The sequence below is a fragment of the Pedobacter sp. AC402 genome, from assembly GCF_979252805.1.
The window spans coordinates 160,710-186,492 of the sequence record NZ_CEEDAI010000010.1 but is presented as its reverse complement, the minus strand read 5'-3'; the positions used below and the strand labels follow the sequence as shown (position 1 = coordinate 186,492).

Below are 25,783 nucleotides of genomic sequence, written 5' to 3'. Positions count from 1 at the left end.
TCAGGGTGACGAATTGATATAATTAATTTAACTCAAATTCCTTATTAATCTCTACAGTATTCTCACCAAGTTTTGGTGCTGCTTTACTGGCAAATAACTTTACGTTATCCAACCTAATCGGGCTAACGGTTGTCTTTATTTTTTTACCTTCATCTAAAACCAAATCCTGTTCAATCTGCAGGCCTTTATAAGTATTCAATGCTGTTGCCGTTTGATAGTTCAGTACTTCAGCGCACCAAATACCATGATTTTCTAACAGTTCGACCCAGGTTTTGGTATTCTCATTTTTAAAAGTTGCTGCCAAGCGAACAATCAACTTGTCGCGATTTTCGAAGGCTGATCCTGCTTCTACGTATAAATCTGTGATATCACAATTAATAATGGCGCAGATATTTGGAAGATTGCCCATTGCCATCGCAATATAACCATCGGCAGTTTCGTACATGCCATAAGGCGCACTTAAGTAGGCGTGTGCGCTTCCCTTCGCCCCGCTTCTATCGGGTAATTTTCCACCATCATTTAGGTAAGTGGTTAATACTTCGAATTGTACATCTAAAATTGATTCCAATAAGCTTACTTCCACTAAAACACTTTTGCTGGTTTTTGCTCTTTTGATTAAAGCTGCCATAATTCCCTGCACCAAATGGTTACCACACATGATATCAGAAACGGAAAGACCAAATGGAACGGGTCCATCTACATCAACTCCTGATAGAAAAGTTAGACCTGAAACGGATTGAACCAATAAATCTTGTCCGGGTTTGTTTTTCCAGGGGCCTTCGTTGCCATAACCAGTTACCATACCATAAACAATTTTAGGATTTACCTTTTGAACTGTTTCATAATCCAGGCCAATTTTTTCCATTACCCCCGGACGGAAATTATGCGTCATTACATCGGCCTTGCTGATTAGTTTTTTTAACCTTTCTAAATCGTCAGGATTCTTTAAATCGGCTGCATAACTTTCTTTATTTCGGTTTATCGTATGAAAAAGTAAACTATCTTCATCTATAAAAAGGTTTTTGATGGATAGTTGCCTGCAAGCATCTCCCGTTTTTGGACGTTCAATTTTGATTACACGTGCGCCTAAATCTGCCAGTTTTAAACCAGCAGATGGTCCAGCCAGAAACTGGCAAAACTCCAAAACCAAAAGTCCTTCTAACGGCCTGTTCATGATAATACTAAACTTTTAGATTTTTGATATAATTCGTTCATTGCTTTTAAAACCAGTATTTCATCTCCACCATTCATTAAATAATCGCGAACAACATCACCTGCATGGTCTTGAAAATACATGGAGCCATGGTAGCGTGGACGAAGAAAAGCCCTTTGTAGAGCCGGTAAGGTATTTGAAAAATAATTTTGACTCTGACGGTTTACTTCTTCGTTTTCCAGGCTGCCAGATGCCCAGGCTGCCCACCACTTTCAAAGAACAAGGTGGATTGACAAGCTGGTGAGCCAACAAACGCTACATATTTAGCGGCCATATCGGGTGCTTCGCATTTAGCAGAAATGGCTAAACCAGTTCCGCCTAATGTGCTTCTCAGGTTGGTTTTTCCATTTATAGAAATCATATCGTGAAAATGTAAGGTTTTGCGTGCATAACCGTTACGCGAGTAGTTTGAATAACCATAAGCGAAAGGACAATAAGCAATTTCATCGTTCAAAGTCATAGCTTCATATACTTGAATGGGGTTCCTGTTAAAATTGGCCTGATCCATTTTTGAAGCCAATTCGCGGTACATTTTCAAAACCTTTACTCCTGTTTTACTGGAAATCACTTCTTCATCATTTTGGCAAGGATCTTCTCCTACGGAACAGCAAAGCGTATAAAAATTCATTAAAACATCAATTGGAATACCAGCAAATGCCACTAAGCCTTTATCTGCAAGTGCCAATAAATCATCAAAAGACTGAGGTAGTTGCAGTCCTTTTTCAGCAAGTATATCAGGCCTTGAAGCAGCTACAGGTGTTGCCGCATCTATCGGTAAGGCCCATAAATGGTCATCATAGAAGTAACTCTCGTAAGATTGCCCAACGGAATTTTCTTTTTGATCTTTTAAATATTCTGGAGATAGGTAAGAATCCAAAGGCAATATTGATTTTGTTTTTGCGGCAAAACCTGCCCAGGGATGGTCAATTACCAAAAGATCAAATCGCTCGGCCAATTCCTGGATTGAAAAATCTGCAAATTGCTGTAAACTTCTTTTCTCCCAAGTGATGTTCACATTTGGGTACAATTCAGAAAATCGCTGTGCCGTGGCCACCATCGGCAAAAGCCCACGACTGTGGTTCCAGGTTATTCCTTTTAAATTAATCGTCTTTTCCACTTTATTTATCTTCTAATGGTTGGTGTCTCCATCGACCATGGTTTTATTTTACCTATTTTCGGTCGGTGAGACACCAACCGATAGAACAATTTTAAATTGATCGTCTTCTCCACTTATCTTATTTTAATTATTCTTCTAATGGTTGGTGTCTCCACCGGCCATGGTTTTATTTTACATATTTTCGGTCGGTGAGACACCAACCGATAGAATAAAAGCTTAGTGTTCTTCGTGTCTTTGTGGTTAAAAATTTGTACGTGCTCATTATTTTCCAGTGTTAATTGTGAATGACGAGGAAACTAAGCCAGCTGATGATGCTGTCAAGTTAATCGTTCCGGTTTTTTCTGTTGACTGTACAATGGCTAAGCATAAACCATGAAAAGCTTTGCGGTAATTGGCTTTAAAAGGTTCTAAACTTGCCTGAAACCCATTATCAACGCCAGCAATGAAGCCAACCCCATCTACTTTAAAATTTACCAGGTTATCAGCATTCGGCACTACATTTCCGGCAGCATCTAAAATGCGTACGGTTACAAACGAAAGATCTTTACCATCAGCTTTAATACTTTTCCGATCAGCTATTAATTCGATTTTTGCCGGTTCTCCTGCGGTTTTAACCTCTCGTACTAAAATATCTTTCCCGTTTTTGCGTGATACCGCTTTTAATGTTCCAGGCTCAAAAGCCACATTCCAAAGCACATGTAAATCATCATTATGCTTTGATCTTTTACCTAAAGATTTCCCGTTCAGGTAAAGTTCTACTTCATCAGCATTATTGTAATAAGCCCATACCTCAACTGATTTTCCTTGCTTCCAGTTCCAATGAGGCAAAATATGTAATACGGGCTCATTGGTCCACTCGCTTTGGTACATATAATAGGAATCTTTTGGGAAACCCGCTAAATCGACGATGCCGAAATAAGAACTTCTGGCCGGCCACGGATATGGCAGCGGTTCGCCAAGGTAATCGAAGCCAGTCCAAACAAACAAACCAGATACATGATCGTATTTTTTAGCTGCTGCCCAGGTTTCTTCGTGTGTAGAACCCCAATATGCCGAAACATTATCGTAAGCAGATGCCGACCATTCCTTATTTCCTTCAGTAAATTTAGTTTTACCATCCTTTGGCCAGCGGCGAATGGTATCGGCTGTATCATAAAAACCCCTGGTTTGTAGCGCAGAAGTAGTTTCTGTAGCCAAAAATTTAACACCAGGATAATTATTAGGGAAATCTTTATACAGCTTATGGTTATAGTTTAATCCATAAATATCAAGCGCATTGGCCTGGTAGATAAAATTCTTTTCGGCTTTTGTTTCGGTCAATGCTGAAATTACGGGGCGGGATTTGTCGAGATTTTTAACAATACCCACTAATTCTTTTGTAATGGTTACACCTGTACTATCGAATTGCTCACGGATTTCATTACCGATACTCCATAGAATAATGGATGGGTGGTTGCGATCGCGTTTAATCATTTCTTCTAGATCTCTTTTGTGCCACTCCGGAAAATCGAGGTGATAGTCATTTTTTGTTTTCTTTTTTACCCACATGTCAAAAGCTTCATCCATAACGAGGAAACCCATTTTGTCGCATAAATCTAAAAACTCAGGAGCAGGTGGATTATGGGCAGTTCTGATGGCGTTAACCCCCATTGCTTTCATAATTTCCAGCTGCCGCTCCATTGCACGCACATTTACAGCAGCTCCCAGGGCACCTAAATCGTGGTGCAGGCAAACACCTAAAATTTTCGTTGATTTTCCGTTTAAAGAAAAGCCTTTAGTTGCATCGAAATTGAATTCCCGAACCCCAAAAAGTGTGGTATAATGGTCGATAATTTTTCCATCAGTTCGCATCACTTCTGTAACTAACTTATACATCACCGGCCGTTCAACCGACCATAATTTCGGGTTTGCAATGCTTAACCCATTTATGACTAATTTTGAATTGGTTTGATTAATAGCCATTGGCCATTGCTTTTGTTGAAGTTTCTTTCCTCTATCATCGAAAATGGTAGTCAGGATTTTATAATTTCCCGTTGTGTTGAATTTATTTTCAAGTTCGATATCAACAGCTATTGATGCCAGGCTTTCACCAGGAGATAAAATCCGGTTTTCAATGCTTTGACCTTTATCGCCATTAATAACATCAGTTTTAACAAAAACACCATTTCTTTTAACTGAAACTGCTGCAGCCGAGGTTAACCACACATTTCTATAAATTCCTGAGCCTGAATACCAGCGAGAATCGGGCTGTGCTGAATTATCCACCTTAACCGCGATACTATTTTTTCCGGATTTTAAAAATTTGCTGATCTCGTAAGAAAATGAGCTGTAGCCGTAAGGCCTTTTGCCCAGATATTGTCCATTGATCCAAACTTCACTGTTTTTATATACGCCATCGAATTCGATGCTAATCAACCTGTTTTTTAAAATTGGCAGGGGCAATAAATTCCTTTCTATACCAGCCTATGCCCGTGGGTAAACCACCACCTTCTGGTTTTGCGGGATTCTTCTCGTCGAATTTCCCTTCAATGCTCCAATCGTGCGGTAAAGTGAGTTTTCTCCAATTCAAATCGTTAAATGAAGATGATTTTGCATTTGGCTCATCCCCTAAGAAGAATTTCCAATCTTTGTTAAAGCTGGTTCTAGTGCGGGGTTCCGGCCCAATCTTATCTCGATTGGTCGTCATTGCGAGGCACGAAGCAATCTTACTACTATAGGTTGGCCGTTCTTTCGCATTAGGATTGCATTCCCGAAAAGTCGGGACAGGCAGTGCCTCGCAATGACGTGATGCCCACAAACCGAATGTCAGAAAAATTACAACTTTAAAATTAGGTAGCCTCTTCATCAGTTCTTCGTTTCACTTACAAAATTCAAATTACTTTTACCTAAATCTTTGGAAGTTGCCACGGCAATGCCACGCTGATCTTGTTTGTTAACAGCGCAGTAAAAATGATAGACAATGCCTTTATACTTTAAAACGAAAGATTTATGGGCATACAACTCATCATACTTTTCTGATGACTCAATCAGGTTTTCACCTGTCCAATCGGTCCAGTTTACCAGGTCATTGGAGGCAGCAAAGCGGTTAAATGAACCCTTTCTATCTTGCCAAAAGGCACCAAAGTAAAACATGACCCAGGTATTGTTAATCTTCTGGATAACAGCATCTCCTGTAATACCAACTGGATGATGAACCACAGGATTTTTATTAAAACGCTGCCAATGAATCATATCGTCAGAAACGGCCATTCCAATTCGCTCATACCAGCGTGTTTTTTTGTTATTCACCAGCGAATCGCCAACAGCATTGTAGTACATCACAAATTGATGTCCGGTTAACTTTTGTTTATCCTCAATTACGGTGCTTTTAAAAAGTTTGTTACGGTTTTCCCACCAGCGTACATCTGCATCGCCCGAAGCTAAAACAGGTTTATCTAACCGGCTCCATTCCTGAACTTTGGATGGATCTTGTTTGGTATAGGCCATGCCGATGGATAAAGGCTCCACTTCATATCCTTTTTCCTTACCACCGAAATAAGACATCCAGTACTTGCCATCGAACTTGTTTACACCATAACTGCCACCCCATTTGGTATCCAATAAGGCATTATAACCTGCCTTTTGATTATCATCCCAATGGCCTGCATCGCCAAACGACATGAGTTTGCCTTGATTCTCCCAATGCAGTAAGTCTCTACTTTTTGCTAACCAGGTTTCGTAACCGCGACCGCTAAAAATCAGGTAAGTCATGTACCAATATTTACCCTTTTTAAAAATAGTCGGGCAATCCATTTTATGGTCTTTATCTGCTGGTACCATCACCAAACCATATTTATAAGGGGTTTTAACTTCCTGATAAATTTTTTCCATCGTTTCTGCTGAAACAGGATATAAGGTTTGCGCATTCAAATTCAATGCACTAACAAAAAGAAAGAATACGAGGATTATCTTTTTCATTTGTACGTTAAATTAAATTTATAGTAACCAGAACCGATAGCTATCTTGTTCTTGCCATTTTCTGTTCCTGCTTCCTTAAATGATGATTTAAATTCTTCTGAGATAGCATATTTCGGTAAAACAGGCAAATAAATGGTAGCTTTTGAGTTTACAGGAATGTTAACTTCTAAAGTAAAATTTTTAGCTGTTTTGGTCCATTTGCTCGATATTTCTCCATAAGGGCCATTATAGCTTACCTTAGCTGATGTTAAATCGCCAACTACTTCCGGTTCGATTTTAATGTGGTTAAAGGCAATTGAATTTTCTTCCTGGCGGATGCCACCTACGCCACTGTACAGCCATTCCATTAAATGGCCCAGCATAAAATGATTGTTGGATACGGTTGGTAAGGCTGCCCACGATTCGGTTAAGGCTGTTGCGCCTTTAGCCAACTGCATGCCATAGCCAGGTACATCAGAACGGCTGTTCATGTCGAAAATCACATCCGATTTCCCCGCATCTTCTAAAACGCGTAACACATAGCGGTAACCAATATCCCCTGCTGTTAAGCTATTTTTACGATCTCTTATGTCTTTAACCAGACTTTCAATCACTGCACTTTTATCTTTTTCTTCAACCAAACCCATATAAACTGCCATCGCATTCGCTGCTTGCGAACCTGTTGCGTATTGCTTGGTTTTTGCATCAAAAAACTTGTTATTGAAAGATTTTCTCACTTCTACAGCGAGTTTTGCGTAAGCAAGTGCATCAGCTTTTTTACCTAAAAGCGTGGCTATATTTTCCATGATATTTAAATCATAGTAATAAATGGCCGTTCCGGTAACGCCCATTGGGGTTAATTGGGAAACACCAGGTGGATTCGGACCTAAATCATACCAATCTCCTAAACCTTGTGATAAGATGTGATTATTGGCCTTAGTATCAAGGTATTTAATGTAGCGCTGCATCATCGGGTAATAATCATGCATCGCCTGTTGATCACCATACCACTGATATAAATACCATGGCATCAAAATCCCGCTACTGCCCCATTCAGGAGAATCGCGGAACATATCGCCCCCATATTCGAACTTTACGTATTCAGGTGAAATTTCAGGGATTAATCCGTTAGCCAGTTGGGAGTTTTTCATATCCTGCAAGGCTTTTTTAAACAGCGGTGCGGCGTTGTAATTGTAGCGTACAGAACTGCCCATTAAATGCAATTCTTCTAACCAACCTAGTTTTTCGCGGTGAGGGCAATCGGTAAATACGCTCACCATATTGCTTTTTATCGCCCAATCGATCAGGCTAAAAGTTTTATTAAATAATTCGTTTGAGGAGGAAAATTTACCCACTTGCTCAGCTGCATTTCTAATGTGTAATGCTTTTAAAACTTCTATTACAGCTTTGCCAGTTGTGTTTGTATTACCAATTAGTATCCCACCCTTAACCTGTAGATAACGAAATCCTGTATAAAAGAATTTTGGTCGCCAGGTTTCCAAACCTTCCCCTTTTAATATGTAGGTAAAATAAGATGGCCCTCCAATATTTTTTTGCGTTACCGAACCATCAGCTTTTAATAATTCGGCTGGTGTAATGCGAATGGTATCGCCTTTTTTACCGCGGACTTTTAATTCGATAATGGCTGATGAATTTTGCCCCATATCATAAACCCATTCGCCATTGGTAACTGGATTGATATTTTGAGGGACAAAATTTTCGAAGATTTTTATTGGTTCTTCTTTCTGCGCATTTAATTCCACACCATCAACCAGTAACGATGATTTCCATTTTCGATCGTTAAAACCAGCTAAATTCCAGCCGTTTTGCTCAAGATTGGCATTGTAATCTTCCCCACCGTAAATGCTCGAAAAAGTTATGGGCGATGGTGCGGTTTTCCAACTTTGGTTACTTATAATGTTTGCATTGGTACCATCTGTATATTCAATCAATATCCGGCAGATCATTTTTGGGTAACCATTTGCAACCTTTAATTTTCTATACCTTTCTTTAACTGGAGGAATATAATAAAAACCATTGCCCAACATCACGCCGATTGCATTTTCACCCTTTTTAAGCTGTTTAGTTAAATCATAAGTGAGGTACAATGCCTCTTTATCATACTTTGTCCAGCCGGGTGCTAAAAAATCATCGCCAACTTTAGCACCGTTTAAAGTCATTTCGAAATGGCCTAACCCAGAAATAAAAGCGGTGGCTTTTTTAATGGTCTTTGTAACCGTAAAACCCTTGCGGAACATAGGTAATACGTTATTGCCATTATATTTGTCTTTTTTGCCGTCTGTTGGCAAGCTGTTTTTGTTAGAATCAGCCAGTTTTTCATAGGCAATCCATTTTGCGCCTTTCCAATCCGCTACGGTTAGCAATCCCATTTGCCAAAACGCCAGACTGCTCCAGTCAGACTGATGACCGAAATTATCCCAAACACGGACTTTCCAATAGTAGGTTTGAGTTGATGAAAGCTTAACACCTTTATAAGGTATTTGAATAGATTGACTTGAATTGACTTTTTTTGTATCCCAGATTTCGCCAATATTCTTATCTAAATTGCTTTTACTGCCCGAAACTAAAATTTGGTAAGCCGTTTGCATCACATTGTGTTTTGATGATTGCAGTTTCCAACTTAACCCCGGCGATTGTACATCAATTCCAATCGGATTATTACGATACTCACAATCCAATCGGGCAACCTTAATATCTTGCGCAAAAAGCGGAATGCTTAACAGGTAAAGCCAAGAAAAGATTACGAGTTTACTCATCAATTTTTACACCATTTTAGGTGCTTGCTTAGGTTTATAAATGGTTATCAGCGATACAACTATTTTAGAAATAAATGCCCAATTCTTTTTGAATTAAGCACTTTAAATTTCGTAACTTTAAATTGCTATCTCTAATTCAAATATAAATGTTTTTTTTAAATATGAAAACATATATTCGTATTTAAATTATGCAAAATCTTCTGTTGTATAAATAAGAAAGCATTTTGTATGTTTGATATTGTAAAAAATACGCTACAGCCAAATTTAAACCCGTATGAACGAAAAAGAATCGAAGTACCAAGCCCCTGCTTTGGATAAAGGACTTGATATATTAGAGTATTTATCAGCACAATCTATCCCATTATCTCAAACTGAAATTGCTGTTGGTATTGAGAAAACACCTAACGAAATTTATAGGATGTTGATGAGTTTAGAAAGTCGGGGTTACATTTTACGCGATGAGGTTTCGGGTAAGTACAGGCTATCGCTTAAGCTTTTTTACCTTTCGCACAGGCACTCGCCAATTGATGAACTGCGTAAAGCTGCACAATTTCCGTTAGAAGAACTGGCCAATACCATTCGCCAATCGTGCCACCTGAGTATTTTATACATGAACCAGGTAATGGTGATTATCCATGCAAAAAGCCCCGGCCCCATTGCACTTTCTATTGAAGAAGGTAACTTATTCCCACTACCATTAACTGCATCAGGCAAGGTTTTATTGGCATATATGCCTGATTATGAACGTAATACAACCTTAAAAAACAATTCTATTTTTAAAAAATATGCGAAGGCACAACAAGAAGATTTCTTGAATTCGTTAACGGATATTCAGCAAACAGGTTCTTATTTTAAAAATAGTGATTCGGTTTCGGGTGTTACCGACATCTCTGTTCCAATCGGCGTAGCAAGCAACAACGGCATTATTGCCTGTTTAACCATTTCGATGTTAAATGCGCTAAATGTAGATCAAACGATTGCCAATGATGTGATTCTTGCTGAGGCCTACAAATGCGTTAAAAAGATTGAGCAACGGATTGGAGTTTAACCCCCAAACCCCTGATGGGGGCTTTGACTTTCTAATCGTTAATATAACTGCTAACTGCAATTGCCAACTGATTTGGGCGTTCCCAAGCTACGCAAGGGGTCGGGCTTTTCAGGGCTCCGCTTCGCTTCGGTACCGATGAAGGATCGGTACTGAACCCTTACAATCCCTAACGCAGTATTTGTTGCAGTAAGCTACAGATAGGGAGATGTATAGACAAGAACAACTGAGTTTGGTTAAATAAACCTGATAGAACGGAAAGCCCGGAACGAAGAATGAGTGAGGACTTCGGAGGGAGAGCAGGGCTTTCATAACCTAAAAGCACCGAACCCCGCTTTTCTAAATAATAGGACCGGCAAAATAAAACCTCCACTTCGCTCTGGTACCGATGAGGAATTGGTACAACCCCCAACGCGAAACTACCGTATTAAGATTTTCTTTTAAACCTCGCAGGTTTACCAAAACTGCGAGGTTTAAGGTTTTTAGCCCGAATACTTCACCTTATACTCTCTTCCCTTTTCAATCGTTACCTCATAAATTCCTTTCGAAATTTCTTTCACTTCTGCATCTTTTACAACTGGTTTCGACTTACTTTTAATACGCAATTTTCCTAATCCTGTTGCTGAAGATACCTTAATTTCTTTTTTACTGCAAAAAACAGCAATATCACCATTGGCTGTTGGCACCTTACCTTCTATCCATTCCAATCCGCCTAAATTGGGTTCAATGGTGTAGTTTTCGTAACCAGGGCTGGTTGGCTGAACTCCTAAATAGTATTTTCCCAATAAGTAAATCGGACTCGCACCCCAGGCATGACAGAGGCTTTTCCCGAATGGCCTGCCATACATGGCTAAATGTTCTGTTCCCTTTTTATCGGGGTTGTATTCTTCCCAAAAAGAAGTGGCACCCAGTTTTAACATTCCGCCCCAATAATTTTTCATTTCCTTAAGTACATAAGGTTGTTCTCCCATGGCACATAATGCTTCCAATTCATAAAAACGCATGTAAGGAGTAGTAATTTTGGCGATCTGATCGTTTAGCAATACATTCTTTTTAACAGCCAGTTTTTGTTCTGGAGTAAAATAATCAAAAAAGATCCCAAACATATTGGCATAACGGGTTACATTATCGGTTTGCTTATCGTTAACGCGACTATGCACTAATGCACTCTTATTTTGGTTCCAGTAGAGTTCGAAAATCTTGCTTTTCAGTTCTTTTGCCTGCTTATCGTATTTTGCCATGCCTTCGGTATCATTGGCCAATTTGGCGCATAAAGCCATGGTTTCTAAACTGCGCGCATACAAGAGTTGCTCAAAACTCACTTCTCCATCTTTACTCAGTTTATCTGCCCAATCGATAAAAATCCAATCCCCAGGCATCCATTCCAACAAGCCATTTTTATTCTTTCTGCCATCAATGTAGGTCATTAACGATTGCATTCGCGGATAAATATCCTGTACAAATTTCTGGTCGCCTGTAAATTTATAGTAATCGTAAATCCCTAAAAACCAATAAAAAGAATAGTCCATAATGGTATTAATGTGTGCCGTTACCGGATCTTTACCACGCTGAGCAAGCAATGTGCGTTTAACTGTTGGCGCATCAAAAAACGAGTAATAGTTCATTAAATAACTTTGATAGGCATCACCACTCCATACCCAACGGTCGCGTTTTATGCCATCAATAAAAAACTCACGGGTATTTAAGTGAAAAGTGTATTTAGCAACATCATAGATTTTATTGAGTTCGCTATCGGAAGATTTGAAACTTCCTTTTTCTGTTACAGGAGCATATTCGTACAGCATGGAAACAGAATCAGCTGATGCCGAACCTTGAGCTTGATAATTGACATACCTAAAAGCTTTTGAAAGCGGCATAATGGAATCCTTTTTCTGAGCCAAGTCGATATCCAGATCATCCAAAGTTTCACATTTATCTGTTGATAAAGCCTCCTCTTTCGATTCTCCATAATAAATACTCAATCGTCCTTTTCCTTTCAAACCGTGTACTTTTATAAACCCAAAAGTTTCCTTTCCGAAATCAGCAACTGCACCCTTATCTACTTTTTCGGTTTTAACTGCCGATTGCGCAACTACGGGCAATTTAAATTGTGAAGGCAATTTAGTCGGATCAGATAAGTTCCATGATCCTGCCGAAACAAAAGTAGTTCCTGATTTATCAGAGGTTTTTCCACTGGCATCTATCCATTCTTTATCCTCGAAAGTACTTAACCAGGTTTCATCAGAAACTACGGTTTTGCCTTGAACAAAAATTGCTGGCACATTAGCCTGATTATAAACTTTTAAGCTCAATTTGTGCTTTCCAGCGGGGATCTGGATACTTTTAGGGAAACCGGAAATGGCCTGTCCATCTATTTTCACATTGTAAGTTCCTTCTACAAACAACTTAACTTCTTCTGGCTGAGTAAGGGTAAATTCTTTATGAAAATCGACCAGCACATAGTGGCTGTCCATTTTCCAGAATACTGGGAAAAATGATCCTCTTTCGGTTCTGCGGTTTTGCATTACATTGCTCATGTAGATATCGAAATCGCCAGGGTACCAGATCCATGAGGCTTTTTGAGCAAAAAGTTGTGCTGCCGAGCTTGTGAAAATGGCAATTAGGATAAGTTTTTTTAAGTTTTTCATATTATTGAATTTTTTAAACACAGATTAACACAGATTTTTATATCTGTGTGCATCCTTTTCTTCTGTAGTTCATTATTTTTAATGCCCATTAAAAAAAAGGTAAAGTGCAACCATCACTATTGCTAATGCAATCCACGAGATCCAAACTGTTCGATCAGGTTTTTCGATGTTGGCCTCATGTTCCTTATTAACCTTGTATATACTTGGTGATCTATCCAATAAAGAAATTAAAATCGCGATAATCAGTAATCCGGCAAAAATGAAAAATGATAACATCAGGTAATGGGGCCAAAATGTATATTGATCTGAAGGCAAAATCCATAGGTAAGTTACCCCCACACCTAAACTTAAAACAGAGCCGATTGACAGGGTAAAAATTTACCGCTTTTCTCGTCGTTCTTTTCCAGAAAACGGTAAGTAAAAATACTACAGAAAGCGGTGGTGCAATAAAGCCTAAAACTGATTGAAAAACGTCGAATAGATTTAGCCCTTTAATGTTATCGATAGCCAAAACAACAATAACAGCAAAAATACATCCTGCAACAACTGCCAAACGGCCAATACGGATAATCTGTTTATTGCTGGCTTTGGGGTTAATTTTCTTTACATAAATATCCATGGTAAAAACGGTACTTAATGAATTTAAGGAAGACCCGATGGTGCCCACCAACACGGCAATGAGTACTACGATAACCAGGCCATTCATACCTGGAGGGAATAAATTGGTTACCATGGTCATATATGCTTCATTCGGATCTTTTAAACCTGGAAAAAGCACATAACAAAGGATTCCAGTACCAATAAACAAGGGTAGGGAAAGGATTTTTAACCAGCCGATAAAACTCACACCCAATTGCCCCTGCTTTAAATTTTTAGCGCCTAGAACGGATTGAACCATTGATTGATCAGTACAGAAAAAGGCTACAGCTGCAACAGGGTAACCTAACAATATGGCATACCATGGGTATTTTGGATCGCTGGAGGGCTGAATTAAATTCCAGAAGTGATGAGGTGTTTTTGCATACAATGCAGAAACCCCACCAACTTTGTTTAAGCCTAAAAGCATCAGCGAAAGCGAAACGGCAATCAATAAAATCATTTGAAAAACGTTCACTTTGGCAATGGCCTTTAATCCACCGAAAAAGGTGAACAAACCAGCAAAAGCCACCAATACCGTAACAGATTGCCACATGGGAATGCCCAAAATCTGGCGGACTAAAAAGCCGCCTGCAAACAAACCCAATGATAACCAAGAGATTAAAATTTTAACCAACGCATACCAGGCGAGGATATTTTGCGTAGAATCGCCGTAACGGTTACCCATAAATTCGGGCATGGTGCTAACCTTAGCGGCAAGGTATTTTGGCGCAAAAACAATTGCAAGTAAGAATAAAAATATAAAGGCATACCAATCGAAGTTGACGGCCACAATACCGGTGCTATAACCAATGCTTGCAAAGGCCAATAGCATTGAAGGGCCAACGTTTGTGCCCCACATATTGAAACCAATGCTGCTCCAGTTTAAAGATTTATTGGCCAGAAATAAGGTTTCATCATCATTTTTCTTTTTAGAGAAACTGGCGCGATACCCAATGATTATCAGCACTATAAGGTAAGCGATTACGATGAAGTAATTTAAACTGGTTAAACGTTCTACAATGTTTCCCATTAGGTTTATTTTGGTTAGTTTTATTTATTGCCACGGAAACACGGAATTCACGGAGCCCAGACGACCATTTTTATAGTTACGTCATGCTTAATTCATTTCAGCATCTATTTTACCAAATAGATTGCTTTGTCGTTCCTCCTCGCAATGACGATTTTTCTCTTACAAGCCTATCGATTCCCTTGTGATGTGATTTGCTTTCAAAATTTCATCAACTTTTACAGGTAAACCAGTTTCTAACGATTGATCCATTGCTTGTAGCAAAGCCACAGTACCAATTCCTTCCTTTAAATCGGGATAAGCGGTAAAGTTGTTGTTTATGCTATCTGCAAAATAATCCAGGTAATTCTGGTATTCTCCCGCATGGTGGCTTTGTCCTTCAAAACGGAAATAATGTTTTAAGGTCGAATCGCCCCAGGTTATTATCTTTTCTTCGCCGGTTTTTGTAGTAACCGAATAACGCAGTTCATGGTAATCGGCCTGGCTTGCCCCTTCAGTTCCGCGGAGGATGCAGCTCATGCCACTATCGCGACTTGCTGGTTGTGTTGGGCCTGTATAAGCACCGCTAACCCTTGCAATCCGGCCATCTTTTGCCTTGAAAATAAAGTGCATCGTATCCTGATTTTTCAGTCCGGCTTTTAAGCCATTGCTACTCAACATGCCATAGCCCATTACTTCTTCAATATCAGGCATGTACCACCTGATAAAATCTACCGGGTGACTTAAGCCTCCATACAGCCATTTAAATGATTGTTTTAAAGACCAGCCTTTCTCCAAAAACCAACGGTGATCTGCATGGTAATGACTTTCTATTGTGATTAGTTCGCCGATTAACCCTTCATCAAAATCTTTCTTTTGGCGCATTGCAGGCTCGAAAAAGCGTGAACTTTGCCCTACAAAAATCTTTTTTCTCGATTTCTTTGCCAACTCCAAAAGCTCATTGGCTTGAGCTAAATCATCAATAAATGGCTTGGTACACACCACATGTTTTCCGTGCTCCAGTGCCAATTTAATGTGCTCAAAATGCAGGTGATCTGGCGTATAAATCGCAATCATGTCGATTTTATCGCTGTTTAACATATCCTCGTAATTGGTTGTCCAGTTTTCAAAATCGAACTCCAAAGCACGTTCTTCGCAAAGCTTTTTATTGGCATCGCAAATCTGGATGAGCTTAAATTTTCTACTTGATAGTGATGCTGAAATTGTGCTTCTGCCCTCTCCTAAACCTAAAATCCCTAATCTTAACATGATATTATTTTTTCTAAGCGTTTAATATTTCCTCTTCCTGCCCCCTCCAAAAGGGAACAATAATGCTTCTAACGTATCGGTTTAAAAAATACCCAAACCTCATCGGGTTTTGTGCCTTCAATTCCTTCCTGGTATTTTTTCATAATGGCATTCCATTCATCCACCTTTGGATTGTTCTCGGTAGTTTTTGGATTTAAATCATCTAATTTTTTCCCTTTTGGGATGCTAATAATCAGCATAAGCTGCCGATCATTTTTAAAAATGGCCAATCGTTGAAATTCTGCATTACAAAACCCCTTTGATATTTCGGGCCATTTTTGAAATTGTGTTTTATGATAATCTAAATATTCTTTTTGCATCTTTTCATCCTTAACCAGGTTGGCCGATAAAATGATGTTATCCCATTCTTCAACTGGCTTATCTCCGCAGTTTTTTTCTCTGTTGAAATCATAAAACAGGTTATCGTATAACTTAATTTCGGATGCATTCAGGCGTTTTAGGGATTGTTTTAAGCTCTCTACTTTTTAAGCTAGAGGTGTAAATCACCAATCGGTTATTCCACTTATAAATTGAATTTGCCAAAAGGTTATTTTCTTTTGCAAAAGTTGTTAAAGTGTTATTGCCTGGAAGATTATCCGACTTAAAAACCAATTCAAATACTACTGATTGATCTACAGCCTGGTTAATCCCTCTTTTGGCGTAGTGGGCTTTTTCCTTTAATAAATATTGAAATGCGCTTTCTAAGCCGGCATTTTGCTTAACCTGATCTGAAACTTTTGGTCCGTTGCTTTCCCAAACATTACCTGGTCCGTTGGCATTTTGGAGATACTTTTCTGTTGGTGTCCAATTGTTTTTGATGGTAAAATCAGATGATCCTTCATCGGTATACAGATAAAACCAATGATCTGGCAAATGCGCGTACGGAGCCTTGTAAATGCTGTCGACTACATTTTCTATTATAGTTGATCCTGGCTGGGCAGACAAGGTGTAAATCCCGGCAACATCATACATATGTTTTCCGTAATGGTTTATTTTATTACTACTAATTGTGTTGTTCGCCATCGCGTTTTTGGTTTTCGTCCAACCCCAACCCATGCTGATGCCCGAGTAAGAAACATCACTGATTTCGTTATGAAGAATTTTAATGCCGCTAACATAACCTGCCCCAATACCCACTGCGCCCCAATCTTCATTGGTAACATCTGTAATCAGGTTATTTTCGATGGTGTTATTGCCCGAAATTTCTCTTTTATCAGTCGGATTGTATGGCAAATGCACTTCAACAGCTTCATCAGAGAAAGTTCCCATCAAAATGGCCGAACCACCAATATCTTTGAATAAATTTCCTTTGATTTCATTGTCTATAGTTCCTTTTTTATAATCCAAACCTGTAGAAGCTAGATGGACGAAACGGCAGGATTGAAATGAGGTATTATTAGCATAACTAACCTCTATAGCAGCTGCCGGGCGGCCAACCCATGCCTGATTTTCTAAAGTTGGTTTATCCGGTGTGCCGGCTTTATTTAATTTGTAAGCATCGAGCATATACATACCCGCCTGATGTGGCACATGGCCCAGTTTTGATGGCCTCAACCAGGTAGCATGTTCGAAAGAAATGCCTTTAAAGCTCACAAAAGAAACCGGTTGATCTATCGTTCCTTCAATTTTAATAAGGTTCTCCAGTGCTGGGGAAATTACCTCGGCATTCTGCATATTTTCTGAAGCTTTTGGCCAATAATAAAGTTTATGATTTTGCAAATCTTCATACCATTCGCCAGGTTTATTTAAAAATTGGATGGCATTGCTGAGGTAAAAAGCTGAATTCCCTGTTTTGTCTGAAATCCATGGTGCTGGCCAGGGATGTTCGGATTGTATTCTGCTCTCAGGTTGCCAAAAAGAAAGCTCAGCTGTATTGCCAATCACTTTAACCGATTTAACACGGAGATTTGCAATAGCCCACCATTGATGGATCAGCATTTCCATTCCTTTGATATTGGTTAAATTAATACCTTTTTGCATTGGAATTTTACAGGTTTGTTTCTTGCTATCCCATGACAAAATCCTTCCCATTTCTTCACCATTATAATTTTTTGCACGTATGGCCTTTTTATCGTTTACCCAGAGCTGCCTGAATTGCAGGTCGCTCCCGTCAAAATTTGGAATATTTGTAACCCAAACTTTGCCCGTTGCTTCTTTTGGTAAGCCTGGGATGTTACCATATAGTTTTTTCCATCCTTTAATTTTTACACCACCACTTAAAACAACCTTCTCATTGGCAATTATCTGTGTCGGACTATCGTTTGTACCTGAATCTTCCGGTCTAAGTACTATCGGTTCATCCAATTGATAAAAACCTTTGCCAATTATAATTCTAATACCACCTTTAATTGATGTATCGTTTAAACGTCTAAATTCGCGTGCTTTACGCAGGGCTGAATGAAGTGTTGCCAAAGGGTTTTCTTTAGTGCCTAAATTGGTGTCAGATCCATTTATTGATACATAAATATCTGTTGCATTAGCATTAAAACACAATAAAGAAAAAAGAATTAAGAGGCTAAAAAGTGGTAGTTGTTTGGTTCGTGGAAACCCAAACCAAGACGTTAGAGATTTAAAATTTAGCATAGATAGTTGGTTGGTCTGTGAGGACACGGACCAAGTAGCAGGTAAAGAAGATATGAACCAAGGCATGGATATACCGCCCCAGTACTTGTCTCCACGTACCGACCGGTTATAAAAACTAAAAATTCTTCTCAAAAAGCACTTCATTATATTTATACTATTTCGGTTGAAAAACAGATTTCAGGTAGCTTGTATTTGCGCTGAAATTATATTTTACATTTGTTGGCTGGTTGGCATCCCGGCTTCTTTCTACAACCAGCCAACCGCTCCAGCCCATATCATTTAAAGTTTCTTTAACTTTGTTCAAATCAATTTTTGGATCGTTCTGTAACCAAACCCCATCTTCATTTGTAGCATGGATCTGAACGATGTTTTTCCTGCCTAAAATCCTGAGTTCATCGTTTAAATCTCTTCCATTCTTAATGGCATTAGAGAAATTGAAATAACTTTTAACATGCTTGCAATTGATATCTTTTAATAATTGTAATTCTCCTTTGGCATCTAAAGCACTTTCAATTCCAATTGTAATGCCAGCTTTAGCAGCCATTTTTCCAGCAACTTTTAACCTTTCTACAATTGGTTCGCGCAGTTCTGGATTTTTAATTAAATCGCCTTGAATACCCAATGGCAGAAAGACTGCTTTAACATGCATTGCTTTAGCAGTATCTAAACAATCCTGAATCATTTTCTGATAAGTTGGGCGTTTGGCAAATGATTGCGCATAAAAACCAGTCATCGCTAACGAACAGATTTCGAGATTCAGCTCTTTTGCTTTATCCAAGTACTCCTGTCTGATTTTTGGATCGGCCAGTTTATTGTCGAAAGTTTCGCGATCACCCAAACCACCCATGTCAATTTCAAGCCCATCGGCACCAATTTCTTTTGCAAGTGTCAAAGCACTGATTTTCTGACGTTTTAAAATCATTAAATCAATAACGGCAACTTTAAAACGGTTTTTTTTATCTGCGGCGAAAAGCAAATGACTGGGAAACATAAAAGCTCCCGTTAACAAGGCCATGCTACCAATAAAAGATCTTCTGTTTTGATGTTGCATATCCAGTTATTTACTCGTGCTTAGTGGAAATAATTTTTCTAAATTTTGAAAGCCCATCATCGCATTTTTAGGCAATTTTTCACCTTTATCGCCAAATACATATAAAGCATTCTCCTTTTCAATCGTTACCTTACTTTCATCATATTTACCGGTTTTATCTTTAACCCCAGAAGCATTTAATTTGAAATTTTTAATTAGGAAATCGTATAACGCAACGCGTTTATTGACACCAAAATCGTGCTTTTCATCAGGAAGATGAACATTCTCCACTTTATCTTTAGCCCCATAATAACCGTACATTTTCTGCAGGTAAGGAAAATCGTGTTCTGGTGTATGTGCTGTCCAATCGCTACCGTCTGACACCAGTAATTGCGGACGTGGAGCAGCCATTGCGGCTAATTCTACGTTATCGGTACCACCACCACATTGATGGATTGGCATTCCGCTTTCGCATGGGCAACCGCCATAAAAGTATGATGACATGGCAACCACGGGTGCACTCAATTTAATCCGGTCATCCATGGCTGTCATTAAAATAGAATGACTTCCGGCGCCCGATCCACCGCTAATTCCGATCCGGTTGGTATCTGTTTCTTTTAGCGAGCCGAAATAATCCAAAATTCTGATACCGCCTAAAGCTTGAACGGTTTGGGCCAGGCTTTTTCTATGGTCTTCGTATTTAAACTGCAACATCGATTCGCCCCAGGCAAAAAGATCATAACTAAAAGCCATTGCTCCCATTTTGGCAATCATTGCACAGCGGATCTGGCAATCGGGCCTATAACGTTGTTTTTCCCAGTGTCCGTCAGGGCTAAGCACCACAGGAATTTTTCCTTTAAAATTTAATGGTTTGTAAAGGGAACCGTTAATCCATACACCTGGTAAGATTTCCAATGCAATGTTTTCTACCGAATAGCCATCAAAAATTCTTTTTGCCGTTACAATCGGTTTTGAATTTGGTTTTGCAGGTAGCGGTGATAGCAGTAAAGCTTTGTATAGTTCAGGTTTAATTTCTGCTTTACGTTTTTCCCAACTTGCCTGATCATGATATTTTGTAGCCAATTGATCTAAATATGCCCATCCATCCTGCACTTCCCATCGGTAATATTCATATTCTTTTAATTTATAAACACCAGGCTTTTCTTTGTTTACCTTCATATCCAAAGGCATAAGCACATTGGTAAGTGTTTCGTCTACATCAGCCCGGAAACGCCAATCAGCATAGTTTACCCATTTATCTTTTACCTGAGGTTCTGAGTATTTAATTTGTACTTTGAAACGCGTTTGAATCTCTTTCAAAACATCAATAAGTGGTTTTTTATAGAGATTATCAGTGTTTTGAATTTGAGCAGAGAGGTTGTTTACAGGGAATATATAGGAAATAAATAATACAGCAAAAAATCTCAGCACCCTGGTCGTCATTGCGAGTGCTGATTTTTCATCAGCCGAAGCAATCTTTCTTGATAGGATAGATTGCCGCATCATGCTTCCTCGTAATGACGATCGCAACGACCTAGAAATGAATTCTTTAATTGAATTTATCATCTTAACCTTCCTCATTTTTAGTTTCAGTAATTACGGGTGCCGTATATCCTTTCAGTTTCGGCCAAACACCATTTTTAATTTTCTTCAGTTTTAACTTTGAAGGATCTACCACTACATGTTTAATTTTTTCCCTTCTCCAGGTATAAATAAAATGTAACATGCCGTCGCTGGTTTGAATTACAGCCGGATAAGAATACTGGCTAATGGGTGAATCTTCCAAAATCAATGCAGCAGACCATTCTTTGCCATCTTTAGAAACCGATACATTTAATGGTGTTCTAGGTCCTTTAGCTAAATCGCCCGGAGGTAAAACATGGTTGTACACCAATACCTGCCGCCCATCTTTCATGGTTACTGCATCTGTGCCAGAGTTATTGTTGGGTAATGTGGTTTTGGTTAATGCCGACCAGGTTTCACCATTATCGTTAGACCATGCCTCTACAATTGCACGGTTGGCGGTTCTGGCCAAAATCTGCAACTTTCCGTTTCCGTATTGTAAAATACTTGGTTGAATGGCTTTTATGCCGTTTTCAGGAAGCGGGCCAACCTTCCTCCAGGTTTTACCATTGTCTTTTGTTACTTCAAAATGGATTTTCCAACCATCGCCCTCTTTGCTTGATGGTGCAAAGAGATTTCCGTTGCTCAATAAAACCGGTTTGTTTTTTACAGGTCCAATATAACCATCAGGTAGCTTTGTAGCATCCGACCAGGTTTTACCATCATCTTTCGAAGTTTTCATCATCCCCCACCATTCAGATGGTTTTGGTCCGATTTTATAAAATAACAACAAATCTCCGCCGGGAACCTGATAAAGAACAGGATTCCACGTTGGTAATCTTGTACCATCAGGCTGAATACCATTTGCAACCGAAAACGGAGCCAACCATTTACCATCAACAAAGCGGCTGATGTAGATTTCTACATCGGGATTCCGCTCTTTTGTGCCGCCAAAAAATGAAGCTACCAAACCTGTCGGCGTTTCTGTTATTGTAGCTGAATGGCATGAAGGAAACGGAGCTTTGTCGTAAAGAAATTCTTGTTTTACGATTCCGGTTTGCCATTTTTCTACCTGGGCATTGGCGCTGATTAAGGCAGCAAATATAAAGACCAGTGTAATTTGTATTTTTCTTTTTAACATCATATTTATTTATTAAAAAAGGTCATCATTGCGAGGCACGAAGCAATCCTAATGCTATAGCTACCGTAGTAAGATTGCTTCGTGCCTCGCAATGACGATGAGGTGAAGCAAATTCTCGTTATTGTTTTGCTTTTGCCGCTTTCTCTTCTTTTATCTTTTTTGTATAGGCACTATAAAGTGCTCTCCAGCTTCGACCATTATTATTTAGCATTTGCTCCGATTTTGTTTTGTAAATTTCGAAAATGGCTGAAACCTGCTTCATGTTTTTATAATCCACAGCTTGCTCGCGGGCTTGTTTTAAGTAAGCCAAAATCTTGGCTTCCTCATCAGCAGTTAAATCCGGAACAATGGCTTTATAACCTTTCATGGTGAATTCTACTTTACCAATAGTGTATTTATCCAATATGGTTTCTACCTGCTCTGGTGTTAAGTTTTTTCTCAACCCATCCATTAAAACCTGGTGAACGGTAGAAGGTATTGCAGAATCGGCAATAATCTGTTTGTCTAAATCGCTTAATTTATTGCCAGTAACCGGATTTATTCCATCAGGAACTGTAGATGATGGATGATCGTTATGCCAATCCCTAATTGTTGTTAAGTGAACTGCAATTGCATTTTCTACTGCTGATTTTTTAGCTGCATCAGTTAAATTTAATGCTGAGGTCCATTCTTTGGCTTTGGCTACAATTTCTTCAGGCACCACAATGTCCTTCGTTTGACTGAACGCGTTTACTGTGGTTAGCAGTAAGGTTATCAGTATAAATGGTTTAAAAAACTTTCTCATAATTGTGTTTTCTTTTTTAATCGTCATTGCGAGACTTGATTTTTCATCAACCGAAGCAATCTTTCTTGGCAGGATAGATTGCTTCGTCGTTCCTCCTCGCAATGACGACTTATTTCATTTTTATTTCCGCTCTACCACAAATGAATAATCTCCAGAGCCGAGCTCATAAACGGCCCTGTTATTCTCCATTTTTATAAATTTTAAATCTTTTATTGATTTCGATTTTTCTGAAACCTCATTTTTATTATTTGCAGGAATATAAATCATTGCAGTTGTATTTGCCGGAATGGTGATATTCCAGTTAAATTGCTTTGCTGTTGTATTATAATTGCTTTTAATTAGTCCATAAACCGAATTGTAACTTGCATTTACAGCGTTTAAGCCATTAATTATTTCCGGTTTCATGATTATCTTTTTGAAAGCTGCACTTTCGGATTTTATTCCAGCCAGATTTTCATAATACCAGATCAGTAAGTCACCGAGCATCATTACATGGTTTTGTGAATTCATTTTTGGATCGGCTGTATTCCCATTCCACAATTCCCAAATGGTGGTTGCGCCGTTATCTACCATGTAGCCCCAACTCGGATAAGTTTTTTGTGTGGCCACGGTATAAGCCAAATCTGGTCGGCCATAATCGTTTAAACAGCGCATTAACCACTGAATCCCCACTAAACCATTGCTCAAATGCCCCTTATTTGTAACCTCTACCGTGTAAGTAATGCTCTTAAAAACTTTATCTACATTGTTTTGAGGAACCATCCCGAAGTAAAGCGGAATGATGTTATCGGTTAGTGCATTTGAGGCATAGTAGCCTTTGTTGTTATAATATTTTTGATTAAAAGCGTCTTTGATTTTATTTCCCAAAAGCTCATATGCCTTTATTTCTTCATTGTTGCCGCTTACCTTGGCAAATTGCATCATCAATTGGGTGAAATGATAATAATATGCTGTCGAAATCAATTCTGACGGATACTTTTTATCTGCACTTTTACCACGGCCAAATTCGATGGTAATGGGCGGCATGCACCAATCGCCATAACTATCTTTGGTCAAAATATAATCTTTCATGTAACGGTTTTGCATGTAAGCAAGCCATTTTTTCATTGCCGGATAGTTGTCCTTTACGGCAGATACATCACCAGTTTGCTTATATAACATTTCGGTAACTAAAAGCATTGCTCCGGGCCAGGTCATGTTATCGCTGTAGTAGCGCCAAAAGGCTGGTGCAACATCCGGAATGGCACCATCTTCTTTTTGTGAATTTCTAATATCCTGCAACCATTTGGCGTAAAATCTACCGTTATCAAAAAGAAAACTTTCACCATAAGCCACTGCGCCTCTATCGCCCAACCAAGGCATGCGCTCGTTGCGTTGCGGACAATCAACCGGAATCCCTTTATAGCTGCCAGCAATTCCCCACCAGGCATTTTTTACAATCTGATTGGTCAAAGCATCCGAAGTTTCGAACGTTCCGACCGTTTTTATGTTATCGTAAATCATTTTGCCAACAAAATCGCTTAGTGATGGCTGGTAGGTATAGCCTGTAAGTTCTATATATCTAAATCCGCGGTAAGCAAAAGTAGGTTCCCATGTTTCTAATTCCCCACCTTTTAAGGTGTATAAATCGGTACATTTTGCATTGCGAAGATTAGCGGTAAACAGTTCGCCATTATCTTGTAATGATTCAGCAAACCGCATTTTAATCTGGTTGCCTTTAATACCTTTTACCTTGATTTGCAGCCAGCCCACCATATTCTGACCCATATCCAAAATATACCGGCTACCCGAAATTTTAGTGATTGAAACCGGTTTAATGGTATTCATCACCTTCATATTTTCATTCATCTGGGCCTCAATTGTTCCCATTGGTTCTTGTACAAATTCTGCCTTTGCCCATTTACTATCATCAAAACCTACCTTATTCCAGCCTGAAGCTTCTTTTGTAGCATCGTATTCTTCGCCATCGTATTCGTTATTGGTTCTGATCGGTCCATCTGTTGTGCCCTTCCAGCTATCGTCGGTATCAATATTTGCCGTTGTTCCGTCGGTGTAAACAATGTTGATGTTCATGAGCATTTTCGGAAAACCAAACGTTTTAATTTTATACGGTTTTTCATTTTGGCGCATTGCGAAGAAACGGCCATTTCCGAGTATGGCTCCGACTGCATTTTTACCATTTTGAATGTAACTGGTTACATCATAGGTATTGTACTTTACGTTTTTAGTATAATCAGTAGGCGACGGCGATAAAACATCATCCCCCACTTTTTTACCATTAATATATAGTTGGTATAAACCTAAGCCAATGATAGATGCGGTGGCAGATTTGATTTGTTTTATAGACTGAAACTCCTTTCTGAAATATCGTGCTGATAAACGTGAATCCGTTTTAATGTTATCCCATGGGAAAGCCCTGTCGAAACCAATCCAACCCTTTGGCCAATCTTTATAATAAAGCAAACCCATAGAGAAAGCGTTGTTAGCCGACCATTCACTTTGACCAGCAGTTGTCCATACTTTAACCTTCCAGTAGGCTTTCATACGGCTAGTTAACGCCATACCGTTGTAGCTTACATGGATAGATTCTGGTTCGTTAACCTTTCCTGAGTCCCATAAATCTCCTTCATTCGCCTTTAATTTTTCTGCCGATGATGCAACTAAAATTTGATAAGCGGTTTGCATTACATTACGCTCATTAGAAATGATATGCCATGCAAAGCGGGGTTTTACAACATCAATGCCCAACGGATTTTCGAGCATCTCGCAGGTGGTGTGCTGCAACGAGATTTGCGCCATCACTTTTGTAAAGGATAGGAGGCAAATGCTGATGATCGCTAGGTGGAGTTTAATGTTCATTACGCTTCGCGGTTGATTGCACAGATTTATTGATTATACTAATTGTATTATTGTTTTTTAAAAAAATTCGTCATTTCGAAGCTGCGCCTGTGCGAGCTGAAGCAATCTTTTTTGCTAATGTTATTGTGCTCCAT

General features: G+C 39.1%; 18 protein-coding genes. 1 reads left to right on the top strand and 17 read right to left on the bottom strand.

The features are described from left to right. Positions 1 to 22 precede the first annotated feature (22 nt). The 7 genes from AC0IWE_RS18355 to AC0IWE_RS18325 form a co-directional block, all read right to left on the bottom strand. Entirely contained in the window at positions 23 to 1,174 is a 1,152-nt protein-coding gene (locus AC0IWE_RS18355; RefSeq protein ID WP_471794200.1) for a CaiB/BaiF CoA transferase family protein, read from the bottom strand. Next, positions 1,171 to 1,296, bottom strand: coding sequence for a hypothetical protein (locus AC0IWE_RS18350; protein WP_471794199.1), 126 nt, complete (start codon positions 1,294 to 1,296; stop codon positions 1,171 to 1,173). The genes AC0IWE_RS18355 and AC0IWE_RS18350 overlap by 4 nt, the downstream gene beginning before the upstream one ends. 80 nt (positions 1,297 to 1,376) lie before the next feature. Continuing rightward, on the bottom strand, positions 1,377 to 2,330 hold the full coding sequence (locus AC0IWE_RS18345; RefSeq protein ID WP_471794198.1) for an ABC transporter substrate-binding protein: 954 nt from the start codon (positions 2,328 to 2,330) through the stop codon (positions 1,377 to 1,379). 261 nt (positions 2,331 to 2,591) lie between these two features. After that, positions 2,592 to 4,745, bottom strand: a complete 2,154-nt coding sequence (locus AC0IWE_RS18340) for a glycoside hydrolase family 2 TIM barrel-domain containing protein (RefSeq protein ID WP_471794197.1) — start codon at positions 4,743 to 4,745, stop codon at positions 2,592 to 2,594. Continuing rightward, entirely contained in the window at positions 4,738 to 5,175 is a 438-nt protein-coding gene (locus AC0IWE_RS18335; protein WP_471794196.1) for a hypothetical protein, read from the bottom strand. The genes AC0IWE_RS18340 and AC0IWE_RS18335 overlap by 8 nt, the downstream gene beginning before the upstream one ends. After that, positions 5,175 to 6,287: a glycoside hydrolase family protein gene (locus AC0IWE_RS18330; RefSeq protein WP_471794195.1), complete on the bottom strand. Its 1,113-nt coding sequence runs from the start codon at positions 6,285 to 6,287 to the stop codon at positions 5,175 to 5,177. The genes AC0IWE_RS18335 and AC0IWE_RS18330 overlap by 1 nt, the downstream gene beginning before the upstream one ends. Continuing rightward, complete coding sequence (locus tag AC0IWE_RS18325; RefSeq protein ID WP_471794194.1) at positions 6,284 to 9,043, bottom strand: family 78 glycoside hydrolase catalytic domain; 2,760 nt, start codon at positions 9,041 to 9,043, stop codon at positions 6,284 to 6,286. Before AC0IWE_RS18325 ends, AC0IWE_RS18330 begins: the two co-directional genes overlap by 4 nt. Before the next feature lie 274 nt (positions 9,044 to 9,317). On the opposite strand from AC0IWE_RS18325, the gene AC0IWE_RS18320 reads away from it, so the two are divergent. Further along, entirely contained in the window at positions 9,318 to 10,091 is a 774-nt protein-coding gene (locus AC0IWE_RS18320; RefSeq protein WP_471794193.1) for an IclR family transcriptional regulator, read from the top strand. 479 nt (positions 10,092 to 10,570) lie between these two features. Here the strand turns inward: AC0IWE_RS18320 and AC0IWE_RS18315 are convergent, their stop codons facing one another. The 10 genes from AC0IWE_RS18315 to AC0IWE_RS18270 all read right to left on the bottom strand — a co-directional run bounded on the left by AC0IWE_RS18315 (position 10,571) and on the right by AC0IWE_RS18270 (position 25,649). Next, entirely contained in the window at positions 10,571 to 12,736 is a 2,166-nt protein-coding gene (locus AC0IWE_RS18315) for an alpha-L-rhamnosidase-related protein (RefSeq protein ID WP_471794192.1), read from the bottom strand. A gap of 211 nt (positions 12,737 to 12,947) precedes the next feature. After that, positions 12,948 to 14,405 (bottom strand): sodium:solute symporter family transporter, encoded by a 1,458-nt coding sequence (locus tag AC0IWE_RS18310; protein WP_471794191.1) that lies wholly within the window; start codon positions 14,403 to 14,405, stop codon positions 12,948 to 12,950. A 159-nt stretch (positions 14,406 to 14,564) separates the two neighbouring features. Continuing rightward, positions 14,565 to 15,650, bottom strand: coding sequence for a Gfo/Idh/MocA family protein (locus AC0IWE_RS18305; RefSeq protein WP_471794190.1), 1,086 nt, complete (start codon positions 15,648 to 15,650; stop codon positions 14,565 to 14,567). A gap of 68 nt (positions 15,651 to 15,718) precedes the next feature. After that, positions 15,719 to 16,009 (bottom strand): L-rhamnose mutarotase, encoded by a 291-nt coding sequence (locus AC0IWE_RS18300; RefSeq protein ID WP_471794189.1) that lies wholly within the window; start codon positions 16,007 to 16,009, stop codon positions 15,719 to 15,721. A gap of 112 nt (positions 16,010 to 16,121) precedes the next feature. Beyond that, positions 16,122 to 18,182, bottom strand: a complete 2,061-nt coding sequence (locus AC0IWE_RS18295) for a right-handed parallel beta-helix repeat-containing protein (RefSeq protein WP_471794188.1) — start codon at positions 18,180 to 18,182, stop codon at positions 16,122 to 16,124. Positions 18,183 to 18,426: 244 nt separating this feature from the next. Further along, positions 18,427 to 19,323, bottom strand: a complete 897-nt coding sequence (locus tag AC0IWE_RS18290) for a sugar phosphate isomerase/epimerase family protein (protein ID WP_471794187.1) — start codon at positions 19,321 to 19,323, stop codon at positions 18,427 to 18,429. Between the two features lie 6 nt (positions 19,324 to 19,329). Then, positions 19,330 to 20,808 carry an acetylxylan esterase gene (locus AC0IWE_RS18285; RefSeq protein ID WP_082458692.1) on the bottom strand — a complete coding sequence of 493 codons (1,479 nt, stop codon included), beginning with the start codon at positions 20,806 to 20,808 and terminating at the stop codon, positions 19,330 to 19,332. Between the two features lie 61 nt (positions 20,809 to 20,869). Then, positions 20,870 to 22,009 (bottom strand): sialidase family protein, encoded by a 1,140-nt coding sequence (locus AC0IWE_RS18280; RefSeq protein ID WP_471794186.1) that lies wholly within the window; start codon positions 22,007 to 22,009, stop codon positions 20,870 to 20,872. Between the two features lie 115 nt (positions 22,010 to 22,124). Further along, positions 22,125 to 22,790, bottom strand: coding sequence for a DUF3826 domain-containing protein (locus AC0IWE_RS18275; protein ID WP_471794185.1), 666 nt, complete (start codon positions 22,788 to 22,790; stop codon positions 22,125 to 22,127). A gap of 120 nt (positions 22,791 to 22,910) precedes the next feature. Then, positions 22,911 to 25,649 carry an alpha-L-rhamnosidase gene (locus tag AC0IWE_RS18270; RefSeq protein ID WP_471794184.1) on the bottom strand — a complete coding sequence of 913 codons (2,739 nt, stop codon included), beginning with the start codon at positions 25,647 to 25,649 and terminating at the stop codon, positions 22,911 to 22,913. Positions 25,650 to 25,783 lie beyond the last annotated feature (134 nt).